Raw genomic sequence first — 12,325 nt, 5'->3', positions numbered from 1 at the left:
TACTTTATACTTTCCACCCCCGCGAAGCGGGTATCCCACTTTCCACTCGGTTGACGCCCTCACCCCACACGGCTCGGTCGGGCCTCCCGCCCACGTCACTTCGTTCCTGTCCATCACACCGACAAACCTTCGGTGTGATTCTCCCGCACAGCGGGCATCTTCCCCCGCAAAATCAGTGCACATCCACCCCCATTCTTGCCCTACCCCACCGAACTGCTAGAAATTCGTGCAACGCACCCCCCACCCTTGTCCGACCCGGGCCTGGACACTGCCCAAAATCCCCTCACACAAGCTTCCAGCCACCCCACATGGATCACGCCTCCCACAACAAAATCGTCTCCTTCATCTGGTCCATCGCCGACGACTGCCTGCGCGACGTCTTCGTCCGCGGCAAATACCGCGACGTCATCCTTCCCATGTTCGTCCTCCGGCGCATTGACTGCCTGCTCGAGGACACCAAGGACGCCGTCCTCGCCGAGGTGAAATTCCAGAAAGACGAAGCCGGCATGGCCGTCCTCGACCCCGATGGCCTCCGCGACGCCTCCGGCCAGGTCTTCTACAACACCTCCCAGTTCACCCTCAAGAAGCTCCTCGGTAACCCCTCTCAGCTCGAGGCCAACTTCAACCAATACCTCGACGCCTTCAGCCCAAACGTCGCCGAGATCATCGAGAAATTCGACCTCCGCAACCAGATCCGCAAGATGGCCGTGGCCGACGCCCTCCATGGCGTTATCGAGAAATTCGTCGCCCCCACCATCAACCTCTCCCACCACGACGTCGAGGGCCCCGACGGCCGCAAGCTCCCCGGCCTCACCAACCTCGGCATGGGCTACGTCTTCGAGGAACTCATCCGCAAGTTCAACGAAGAGAACAACGAAGAAGCCGGCGAGCACTTCACCCCGCGCGAAGTCATCCAGCTCATGGTCCACCTCCTCATCGAGCCCGTGAAGGACCAACTCCCGCCCGTCATCACCATCTACGACCCCGCCTGCGGCTCCGGCGGCATGCTCACCGAGGCCCAGGACTACATCAAGCTCCCCGACGGCCCCATCCAGTCCACCGCCGCCACCTACCTCTACGGCAAGGAGGTCAACCCCGAGACCTACGCCATCTGCAAGTCCGACATGCTCATCAAGGGCAACGACCCCGAGAACATCAAATTCGGCTCCACCCTCGCCACCGACGAATTCTCCAGCCTTCGCTTCGACTTCATGCTCTCCAATCCCCCCTACGGAAAGAGCTGGAAGACCGACCAGGGCCAGATCCTCGAGAAAAAGGGCTCAAAAACAGAAATCATCGACCCCCGCTTCGAAGTCCAGCTCCCCGACGCCTCCGGCGAAATCCAGACCGTCTCCGCTGCACCCGCCGTCGATGACGGCCAGCTCCTCTTCCTCATGGAGATGGTCAGCAAAATGAAGCGCCTCCAGGACGCTCCCCTCGGCAGCCGCATCGCTACCGTCCACAACGGCTCCGCCCTCTTCACCGGCAATGCCGGCGGCGGCGCCAGCAACATCCGCCAATACCTCATCGAGAACGACCTCCTCGAAGCCATCATCCAGCTGCCCAACAACATCTTCTACAACACCGGCATCACCACCTACATCTGGGTCCTCAGCAACCACAAGCCCGAGGCCCGTCGCGGCAAAGTCCAGCTCATCGACGCCTCCCAGCTCTACGAAAAGCTCCGCAAAAACCTCGGCGAGAAAAACTGCGCCTTCACCCCCGCCCACATCGCGCAAATCACCCGCGCCTACCTCGACCTCGCCGACACCGGCAAGGAAGCCGTCGACGGGCTCAAAGCCCAAGTCTTCGACAACCGCGACTTCGGCTACTGGAAGATCACCATCGAACGCCCCCTGCGCAAGTCCGCCCAGTTCACCGCCGAGCGCATCGCATCTCTCCGCTTCGACAAACGCCTCGCCGAGGAAATGCAGTGGATCTACCAGCAATGGGGCGAGCAGGTCTACGAACCCGGCTTCCTCAGCGCCAAGGAGCAAAAGGACGCCCTCGACGACTGGCTCGAGAAAGAAGAGATCGATCGCAAAGCCGCCGACAAAAAGAAGCTCCTCGATCCCAAATTCTGGACTGCCAAACGCGAACTTCTCCAGGCCGCCGAACAACTCCACCAACACCTCGGCGACGAGCTCTCGCACGACTTCAACCAGTTCCAAAAGGATGTCAAAGCCGCCCTCAAGGCGCTGAAACTGAAACTCGGCGCTCCCCAGTTCAAGGCCATCCTCGAAGCCGTCTCCTGGCGCGACCCCGAGGCCGTCCCCGTCCTTGCCAATGAGAAGAAAGGCGAAGCCGACGGCTACGAGCCCGACAGCGAACTCCGCGACACCGAAAACGTCCCGCTCAACTATGACGGTGGCATCGACGCCTACTTCCAGAGCGAAGTCCTCCCCCATGTCGAAGACGCCTGGATCGACGAGAGCAAGACCGTCATCGGCTACGAAATCTCCTTCAACAAATACTTCTACGTCCACCAACCGCTGCGCGACCTCGACGAAGTCGTGCAGGAAATCCGCGACCTCGAAGCCGAGACCGAAGGCTTGCTTGAGCAAATCCTCAGCTTCTCGAATTGAACCACCGGATGAGCGTCTACCCGAAATACGACCGCTACAAGGACTCCGGAGTCGATTGGCTCGGAGACGTGCCTGAGCATTGGGAGGTCGAATCACTTCGAGCGGCTGCCGAACTGTTTGTCGAAAAGAACCGTCCGGATCTTCCAGTTCTATCGGTCTATCGCGAATACGGTGTGATCCTCAAGGACTCGCGGGATGACAATCACAACGCGACCTCTCTCGACACCTCGAGCTACAAGGTCGTTCAACCCGGAGACCTCGCCGTCAACAAAATGAAGGCGTGGCAGGGTTCACTCGGTGTGAGCGAGCATCATGGAATCGTCAGCCCAGCCTACATCACCTGCCGTCTCAACCAAAAGAAGGTCAGCGGTCGCTATATTCACTACCTCCTTCGATCTAAGACGTTGGTCGGAGCGCTAGACTCAATTTCTTACGGTGTTCGGGTCGGTCAGTGGGACATGCGCTTCGAAGATTTCAAGAAGGTCGGCATCACCATCCCCCCCAAACCCGAACAAGACCGCATCGTCACCTTCCTGGATCGGAAGACGGCGGAGATCGACGCCTTGATTGCCAAAAAGCAGCGCCAGATCGAACTCCTCGACGAGCAAAAAGCCATCCTCATCAACCGCGCCGTCACCCGAGGCCTCAACCCCAACGCCAAACTCAAACCCTCCGGCATCGAATGGATCGGCGAGATACCCGCGCACTGGACAACAGAGCGGAGCAAACGCGTATTCGCACAGCGCAAGGAACTTGCACGGCCTGACGACATTCAACTCTCTGCAACACAGGCATATGGCGTCATCGGCCAAGATGACTACGAAAAGCGAATCGGAAGAAGGATCGTGAAGATCATGCTCCATTTGGAGAAGAGGAAGCACGTAGAACTAGACGATTTCGTCATCAGCATGCGCAGCTTCCAAGGGGGCCTCGAAAGAGCGTGGGTGAGTGGCTGCATTCGTTCCTCTTACACGATCCTTCGGCCCATCGCCGAGGTTGATGCCGGCTTCTTTACCCACTTCTTCAAGTCCCATAGCTACATCAAGGCTCTTCAGTCGACCGGCAACTTCATTCGGGACGGCCAGGACCTGAACTACGACAACTTTTGCGCGGTTGACATAATCCTGCCTCCGATAGCCGAACAGAAGGAGATTGGCTCAAAAATTCAGGAGTTTCTTGGCAAGACCGCAGAAGCAATCAGAGGCATCGAACGAGAGATTAACTCTCTCAAAACCCTCCGCAGCACCCTCATCGCCCACGCCGTCACCGGCAGAATCAAAGTCTGACCCATGTCCGAACAGAACGAGAATCTCATTGAGGTAGATTTGGGCAACGAAAACACGTTCGTCCTTCCAACACCCGAAGACGCACAAAGCTGGCTTGAGTCATATGAAGAGAAGTGGGGTTGGGCGCAGTCTCATCGACAGGGTGGCTCTCAACCGATCAATCAGGCAGCCCAACAGATTACGAACTTTATTGTAGGACTCCGGAAGCCTCTAACGCAACTGGAGGCAAACCCCCAGCAGTGGGCACAAACCAAGAAAAACCTAGAGAATCACTTTCGGGCTCATTGGACTAAGGGGTGGCAATCGGACTCTGACCCCAAAGCGCAGTTCGTTCTCGAAACAAAGAACTCTGTTGGCGACGTCCCCGCACTGATGACTCTGGCGTATTTTCTCGATCAGCCTTTCCAGCTAAGCCAGCTGGACAAGGGAGGCTTTATTGCCCTTCTCAACGCTGCCATTTTCGACAAGAAGCTGGCAGAACTAAAGCCATCCACGAAGGCGGCCATTACCAAGGGTATTGCTGCGCTTGAGGATGAACTCTCAAAGCTCCGTGAGCAACGGAAGGACCACGATGAATCATGGGAAACTCAGCTCCAGGCGATTACTGACACGCTCGGAAAACATGGCCAGAACCTCCAGGATTTACATGATACCCGGGCAGCATCTTTGGATCAGTTCGTTAATGAGACTAAGGCGGACATTGAAGCCTTCAAGAAAGCTCACCGCGAAGAAATCAATCTAAAGGAGCCTGTAACGTTCTGGGCAGGAAAGCAAAGCCGAGCCTTCTGGTCCTCGATTGTTCTCGCCGTTGTGTTCGCTGGGGGGCTCTACGGTGCCGGGCAGATCCTGGTGACTGAAAGCAAAGCGATCTACGAGGGTCTCAAGCTGGGAGATCCCATCGAATACTGGAGGGTGGCCGGAATGATCCTCTTGGGTGGTCTGGCATTCTGGTTCCTCCGGATTCTCTCCAAGATCTTCCTCAGTCAGCTTCACGCATGGTCCGACGCCCAAGAGCGCGTTGTCATGGTCAAAACATACTTGTCGCTACTCCAGGATGAAAAAGCTCTGGAGAGCAAAGACCGTCGCCTAATTCTTGAGGCGCTCTTCCGACCAGCTCCAAGTGGGATCATCAAAGATGATGGCGTCCCTCCGGCACTGTTCGATCTGATTTCCCGGCTTAAATAGTGGCTATCTGACTCTATTAACCTTCCTCTATCTTACTCGTGAACGCCGCCAATAGTGCTGAAATAATCTTAGCCTTCGTAGGGGGGGTAGGAGTAGACCTCACAATCGCTGAGGCGGCAGCAGAGACTCAGCTCAAGAAGTTCGGTTTTTCGGTAGAGACTGTAAAAATCACAAGAGATGTTCTCCCGCGGCTGGATAGCAAGGCCACGAGAGCATTCGATTCTGATTTCAAGAGAATCAACACTATGATGGACGTTGGGAATAGCGTCAGAAAGAAGTTTGGAAACGACATCTTGGCTTCTGGCGTAGCAAGTGAAATCGCTAAAATTCGAAAATCCAAGCCTGCCGCCAGAAGAGCAGTTCTGATTCACTCTCTTAAACATCCAGAAGAAGTTCGTAAACTTCGAGAAATCTATCCACGGAGTTTTTATCTTATCGGAATCCATGCACCGTTGGACGCCCGGAATACCCATTTGAAAGTTACCCGGAAGACCAGCTCTGCCGAAGCCGATGACCTAATTGATCGAGATCAGAAAGAGGAGCTTAAGCATGGGCAGCATGTGATCGACACCTTTCACCTTGCCGATTTTTTTGCAGGATGGGCAGGTGATGATGTCCCGACTGCATATCAAGAGTCATTTGATGATCTCCTAGGTGCTGGAGATTTCAAAGATGCTGCACCTAATTCGAAACGACTAAGCTCCAGCATCAATCGCTTTATCGAGGTGATCCTAGGGCACCCATTCAAGACCCCAACATTCGGGGAGTATGCCATGTTTATGGCATATTCGGCATCGTTGCGTTCGGCAGACTTATCGCGCCAAGTGGGTGCGGTAATCGCTAGCGAGCAGGAGATTTTGTCAACTGGAGCAAATGATTGCCCCTCATACGGTGGCGGCCTTTATTGGCCAGACATCAATCCACGCTCAGGCGAAATCACTGACTCTGAGAATGGGCGCGACTACATGCGTGGATTTGATTCGAATCGTCAGCAACAAGACGAGATCATTGAACGCATTATCGGCAGCGCTAAGGAAAAGATCAAAGACGAGTCGGCCATAAAAAAACTCCAAGATATTCTAGATCGGAGCGATCTGCGCAGCCTTACCGAATATGGGAGAGTGGTTCACGCTGAGATGGCTGCACTTCTTTCGTGTGCAAGACGAGGAGTTTCAACGTCAGATGCTGCAATCTACTGCACTACGTTTCCGTGCCATAATTGCGCAAAACACATAATTGCAGCGGGGATCAAAAAAGTGGTATTCGTCGAGCCTTACTTGAAGAGTAAGGCTGTCGAGTTCCATGACGAGGCCATCATTGTCACCCATCCTCAAGACAACTCATTCTCCAAGTCAGCGCCAGAAGGAGCGGGATCCCGAGTTCGGTTCGTGCCGTTTTTCGGAGTAGGTCCGCGCAGGTTTTTTGATCTTTTCTCCATGAAGCTGGGGTCTGGTCGAGAAATTGTCCGGAAGAACAGGAACGGGAAGAATGTCACTTGGGATGGAAAGACTGCGGTTCCACGAATAAACCAACAGGTTGAATCCTACTTCGAAAGAGAGAACGCTGCCAAACAGGCATTTGAGGCCAATTGCACCTAACAACGTGATAAAGAATGCCCACCGACACCACAGAAGCCGCTCTCGAAGCCTGCATCGAACGTTTCCTTACGGGCGAGGTCAGCACGCCCACCTCCAACGATGGCAAGGTCCAAGAAGCTCCCGCCACCTACCAGGCGGGCAAAGGCGTCGGCTACCTCCGTGGCCAGTCCTCCGACTTCAACGCCGAGTTCGCCCTCGACGAAGCCAAATTCTGGCAATTCCTTGAAGCCACCCAGGCCGACGAGCTCGCCAAGCTCACCTACAAGGCCGACTATCGCCGCCAGATCCTCGAGCGCCTCCACCGCAAGCTCAAGAAGGACGGTATCATCTCCGTCCTCAAGAAGGGCCTCGACGTCGACAACGCCCACTTCGACCTCCTCTACCGGCTCCCCTACAACGACCTCAACCCCGAGGTGAAGGCGAAGTTCGAGTCCAATCTCTTCTCCGTCACCCGCCAGATCTACTTCTCCAGCGCCGACCACAAGTCGGTCGACATGGTCCTCTTCCTCAACGGCCTGCCCCTCGCCACCCTCGAGCTCAAGAACCCGTGGACCGGCCAGAACGTCAACCACGCCAAGAAGCAATACCGCTTCGACCGCGACCCCAAGGAAACCCTCTTCCAGTTCCGCCGCTGCCTCGTCCACTTTGCCGTCGATCCCGATGAAGTCTGGATGACCACCAAGCTCGACGGCAAGTCCACCTACTTCCTCCCCTTCAACAAGGGCCACAACCACGGCAAGGGCAACCCGCCCAACCCCGACGGCCACAAGAGCGCCTACCTCTGGCAGGAAATCCTCACCCGCCAGAGCCTCACCAACATCATCGAGCACTACGCCAAGGTCACCGAGGAGAAGGACAAGAAGACCGGCAAGGTGAAGCAGACCCTCTTCTTCCCCCGCTACCACCAGCTCGAAGTCGTCCGCAACATCCTCGCCGATGTCCAGGGGCGCGGCGTCGGCCACCGCTACCTCATCCAGCACTCAGCCGGCTCCGGAAAATCCCACTCCATCACCTGGCTCGGCTACCAGCTCGTCGAGCTCTACGACAAGGCCGGACAGGACAACCTCTTCGACTCGGTCATCGTCGTCACCGACCGCCGTGTCCTCGACCGTCAAATCGACAAGAACATCAAAGCGTTCGCCGAGGTGAAAAACATCCTCGCTCACGCCGACAGCTCCGCCGACCTCCGCGCCCATCTCGAGAACGGCAAGAAGCTCATCACCACCACCATCCAGAAGTTCCCCTTCATCGTCGATGGCATCGCCGACATGAGCGACAAGCGCTTCGCCGTCATCATCGACGAAGCCCACTCCTCGCAGAGCGGCCAAGCCGCCGACAAGCTCAACATGTCCTTGGGCGGAAACACCAGCGACGAAGAACCCGAGGACTACCAGGAAAAGATCCTCGAAGCCATGGCCCGCCGCAAGATGGGCCAGAACGCCTCCTACTTTGCCTTCACCGCCACCCCCAAGAAGGCCACCTTGGAAAAATTCGGCACCCAGAACGCCGAAGGCGGCTTCGATCCCTTCCACCTCTACTCCATGAAGCAGGCCATCGAGGAAGACTTCATCCTCGACGTCCTCGCCAACTACACCACCTACAAGAGCTACTACGAGGTTCAGAAATCCATCGAGGACAACCCCGAGTTCGACACCGCCAAGGCCCAGAAGAAACTCCGCGCCTACGTCGAAGGCCACCAGGAGACGATTGATACCAAGGCCGCCCTCATGGTCGACCACTTCCTCACCCAGGTCGTCGCCACCAAGAAACTCCGCGGCGCCGCTCGCGGCATGGTCGTCACCCGCAACATCGAGAGCGCCATCCGCTACTTCACCGCCATCCAGCGTGAACTGAAGGAGAAGAACGCCAACTTCCAAGCCATCGTCGCTTTCTCCGGCAAGAAGACCGTCGACGGCATCGAGCACACCGAAGAATCCCTGAACGGCTTCCCGTCCAAGGACCTGCCGGACATGCTCTCCGGCAAATACGCCAGGGACAACCCGAGGAAAGAAGTTCCCACCTACAAACTCCTCGTCGTCGCCAACAAATACCTCACCGGCTTCGATGAGCCTCTCCTGCACAGCATGTACGTCGACAAGCGCCTGCAGGGCGTGCTCGCCGTTCAGGCCCTCAGCCGCCTCAATCGCTGCAACACCAGGATGCAGAAGCAGGACACCTTCATCCTCGACTTCTACAACACCGCCTCCGAGATCAAGGACGCCTTCGATCCCTTCTACACCGCCACCAGCCTCAGCGAACCCACCGACGTCAACGTCCTCCATGATCTCAAGGACGCTCTCGACGACTCCGGGCTCTACAGCGATGAGGATATCGAGACCTTTAACGAGCGCTTTTTCAACGGCGAAGATGCCGAGAAGCTCCACCCGATCATCGACGAGTGCGTCGACCGCTTCAACCTGATCGAAGACGAGGAGGACAAGGTCGACTTCAAGATCAAGGCCAAGCAGTTCGTCAAACTCTACGGCCAACTCGCCTGCATCATCCCCTTTGAGAACGCAGGATGGGAGAAGCTCTACTGGTTCCTCAAGTTCCTCGTCCCCAAGCTCAAGGTGGCGGAGAAGGACAAAGAGGAGATCGACGAGCTCCTCGATTCCATCGACCTCTCCACCTACGGCCTCGAGCGCGTCCACCTCAACCAGCACATCGGCCTCGACGACTCCGATACTGAACTCGAACCCGAGAACCCCAACGTCCGCGGCTACCACGATGACGGCAGCGAAGAATCGCCCCTCGACGAGATCATCCGCACCTTCAACGAGCGCTTCTTCGACGCCTGGGATGCCACACCCGAGGAACAACGGGTGAAGTTGATCAACATCATGGAGCACGTGAAGGCGAGCGATGACTATCAGCAGCAGGTCGTCGACAACCCTGATCAGCAAAACCGACGAATTGCATTGGAGAGCCTGATTTCGAAAGCAGTCAATCAAGAGCGAAAGAAGGATCTCGACCTCTACAAGATTTACGCCGGCGACACTGAATTCAAGAAAGCCTTCGAAGAGAGTATTATTCGAATCCTTTCGCTCCATGAGAAGAGCAAGCCTGCATGATCATTACTACGTGGAATATGAATCGAGGCAGCCGATCAAGAAAGCTGCCGCAGCTCGCCGCCTTGCAGTCGACTGTGCTCGCGCTTCAGGAGATCGGGAAACCAGAGGAACCGGTGCAGTCCGAAATTTGGACAGGAGAGAAGGACAACCAGGGAGTTTCTGTGAAGGCTGCTGAAGGTATCGAGGTCAGGTTAGATGAGACTTACAGTCCCGACTTCCCCGACACGCTGCCGACGGTGCTGAACGAAAAGTTCCAGGTGCTGGCCATTTGGTCCAAGCCAAGAAAAACCTACGTCCAGAACGTTCTCTCGATTCTCGATCAATTCGAGGAGTTCATTCATCGTCGTCCGACGGTGGTCTTGGGGGACTTCAATGCGAACCCGACATTTGACGCTGGCAATGCGAAGCACAGCAAGTTTCACCACATTGAGGAGAGAATGAACGCCGTGGGTCTCATCAGCGCCTACCACCAGTATTTTGGTGAGCCTTTTGGCGCTGAATCCAGAGCGTCAATCTACTGGATGTGGAAGGAGAACAAACCCTTCCATATCGACTACGTGTTTGTGCCGAAAACGTGGTCCCACCACATCACACGCGTGGATGTGGGCGACTACAACTCGTGGAAGTCTCTGAGTGACCATCGGCCACTGTCCGTAGAGCTCGGGACTCTTCCAGCCGAGGCGTGGCTCTAGTTGAAGCCGTCTTCAATTTAGGCAGTCCTTCCTGCTGTGCGGGGTCGGCCGGTCGGTCCTATAAATCGAGCACTCGCTGGGGACATTACTACCAGCGCCAATTTTCAAGCATTACGCTCCCTGAGGGTGGCGGCATTTGAGTGACCTGCGTGGTCGGCGGGCACACTGCCATCCATGGTTCCCGAAGGGTCGGCGGTGCGCGACTGGAGTCGCGCGCTCCGATTGAGGACGGTCGATCCTTGAATCGCGGCATTCTCGCAGGGGTCTCGCAGGGGTCTCGCAGTCGCAGGGGTCAGTCCCGTTTTTCAAGCGTTCAGGTCGCAGGGGTCTCGCAGGGGTCAGTCCCGTTTTTCAAGCGTTCGGAGTCGGAGGGGTTGATAATGCCGGCTAAAGCCGGCGCTCCGTTGAAGAAAGAGCCGTGGCGGGACACCACGGCAACGGACTGGAGCGGGACGCTCCAGTCACATGGCGCTTCGCTTGGCCCCTTAACCCCTCCCCCCCCTTGGCTTGGACGGCCCGATCAAAACGGCATTGGGGTCCGGCATTGCGGCATTGGGATCAGTCTCGATTTTCAAGCATGACTCTCCCTGAGGGTGGCGGCGTTTGAGTGGCGCGGTTGGTCGGCGGGCACTCTCTCATCCAAGGATCTTGAGAAATCGGCCAGCTCTACGCCCTCTTGTGCCAGCGGAAGGTATAGACGAGGTGCAGGATGAGGCAAAGGAAGGTCAGGCCGACGGTAAGGATGTGCAGGGCCTTCCAGAGGCCCAGGTTGTCTTGGTCCATGGCCGCATTGATGACGGGGACCATGAAGTAGCAGGTGGCCATGCTGAGGACTGTGGCGCCATTCACCAGCAACGCCGCTCTTTGCTTTCGCGTTGCCACCACCCCGACCAGTCCGAGGATACCGATCAGGGAGAAGAAGACCGGCCAGATGAACCGGAGGAGTACGGCCGCAGGTTCGACCGGCAGGGCGACGTTGATCGCCGGCGCTACCACCGCGGATTGGAATACGATGATGGTGGCGATGATGACCGAAAGGAAGCGTGCGAAGGGAGACATTTCTATGGATGAGGCCAATGAGTGCACCGAGCGCCGCGAAGGCCACGCAGGTTTCGTGCCGTCGGTGGCGAGGGTGCCCCGAGGGCTTCCGGTTGATGATGAGAGCTTATGAACCTCCTAGACCCGCCGGACGAGACCGAGGAGTGGAGTCAGTTGGATGGCGGGGCGGCCTTTCTTGAGGATGATCTTGCCGAAGGGTCGGCGCTTCAGTGCGAGGATGGTCGGGACGTCAAAGGACTGGAAAAGATTGGAGCCACCCGACAGCTGGTCGAGCAGATGCTCGACGTGGTGTCGGTAGCGATGCAGGTGGAAAAGCGTACGCCATCCACCGATGCGGATGACGACACAATCGTCCTGAGCATCGATTCCGACCTGATGCGGTCCAGAGCGGCAGTCGAGCTGCCCACGAATCCGCAGAGCTGGGCTACTCAGCCCCATCGCTTGTTCGGATTTTGAGGCTGCCGCTGACTTTCCAGAGCGTGTGGGTGGCGTCCGGGCCAACGCGATCAGGGACGTGGATCTCAAGGCCCTGGGCCTCGTAGGTGATCTCGGCGCCGCGGCCGGTCAGGCGATCATAGAGGGCAACTGCAAGGTCAGGCCAAGTTTGTGGGGTGGATTCATTCATAACGGGGAAGGAGTAGCACCGTTCAAGTTTGCCACAAGCGGCAGTCGACTTGATGCCCGGCGAGGGGATGGCCTCGGCGACCCGTGAGTGCCGAGTGAGAAGTTTGCCCCGCCGCAGCTTCTTGTCGTGCTGGAGTACTAGCGGAGGCGGGTGAAAGTGGCGGAGAGCGTGACACTCCCGCCCACGGATTCCGAGGGGTCGGCGGTGCGCGACTGGAGTCGCGC

Annotated in this window: 9 protein-coding genes; 6 read left to right on the top strand and 3 right to left on the bottom strand. The window is 57.0% G+C overall.

The window, feature by feature from the left end:
* Positions 1–308 precede the first annotated feature (308 nt).
* The 6 genes from JIN81_RS07665 to JIN81_RS07640 are packed head-to-tail and all read left to right on the top strand — an operon-like array spanning position 309 to position 10,417.
* The gene (locus JIN81_RS07665; RefSeq protein ID WP_200278267.1) at positions 309–2,585 is read left to right on the top strand and encodes a type I restriction-modification system subunit M; all 2,277 of its coding nucleotides are present in this window, start codon (positions 309–311) and stop codon (positions 2,583–2,585) included.
* Positions 2,586–2,593: 8 nt separating this feature from the next.
* Entirely contained in the window at positions 2,594–3,871 is a 1,278-nt protein-coding gene (locus JIN81_RS07660) for a restriction endonuclease subunit S (RefSeq protein WP_200278265.1), read from the top strand.
* A 3-nt stretch (positions 3,872–3,874) separates the two neighbouring features.
* Complete coding sequence (locus tag JIN81_RS07655; RefSeq protein WP_200278263.1) at positions 3,875–5,056, top strand: DUF6161 domain-containing protein; 1,182 nt, start codon at positions 3,875–3,877, stop codon at positions 5,054–5,056.
* 38 nt (positions 5,057–5,094) lie between these two features.
* Positions 5,095–6,654 (top strand): anti-phage dCTP deaminase, encoded by a 1,560-nt coding sequence (locus JIN81_RS19295; RefSeq protein ID WP_200278261.1) that lies wholly within the window; start codon positions 5,095–5,097, stop codon positions 6,652–6,654.
* 14 nt (positions 6,655–6,668) lie between these two features.
* Complete coding sequence (locus JIN81_RS07645) at positions 6,669–9,725, top strand: type I restriction endonuclease subunit R (protein ID WP_200278259.1); 3,057 nt, start codon at positions 6,669–6,671, stop codon at positions 9,723–9,725.
* Between the two features lie 17 nt (positions 9,726–9,742).
* Positions 9,743–10,417, top strand: a complete 675-nt coding sequence (locus JIN81_RS07640; RefSeq protein ID WP_234044566.1) for an endonuclease/exonuclease/phosphatase family protein — start codon at positions 9,743–9,745, stop codon at positions 10,415–10,417.
* A 666-nt stretch (positions 10,418–11,083) separates the two neighbouring features.
* Here JIN81_RS07640 and JIN81_RS07635 read toward each other — a convergent pair.
* From JIN81_RS07635 to JIN81_RS18960, 3 genes are all read right to left on the bottom strand, one after another.
* Positions 11,084–11,476: a DUF4149 domain-containing protein gene (locus JIN81_RS07635; RefSeq protein WP_200278255.1), complete on the bottom strand. Its 393-nt coding sequence runs from the start codon at positions 11,474–11,476 to the stop codon at positions 11,084–11,086.
* Between the two features lie 117 nt (positions 11,477–11,593).
* Positions 11,594–11,914 carry a hypothetical protein gene (locus JIN81_RS18965; protein ID WP_234044565.1) on the bottom strand — a complete coding sequence of 107 codons (321 nt, stop codon included), beginning with the start codon at positions 11,912–11,914 and terminating at the stop codon, positions 11,594–11,596.
* A complete protein-coding gene (locus JIN81_RS18960; protein WP_234044564.1) occupies positions 11,901–12,101 on the bottom strand; it encodes a hypothetical protein in 201 nt (66 codons plus the stop codon). The genes JIN81_RS18965 and JIN81_RS18960 overlap by 14 nt, the downstream gene beginning before the upstream one ends.
* Positions 12,102–12,325 lie beyond the last annotated feature (224 nt).

Source organism: Haloferula rosea (genome assembly GCF_016595525.1).
Classification (GTDB): domain Bacteria; phylum Verrucomicrobiota; class Verrucomicrobiia; order Verrucomicrobiales; family Akkermansiaceae; genus Haloferula; species Haloferula rosea.
The sequence above is the reverse complement of the archived record's forward strand: the minus strand, read 5'-3'. Positions and strand labels throughout refer to the sequence as shown.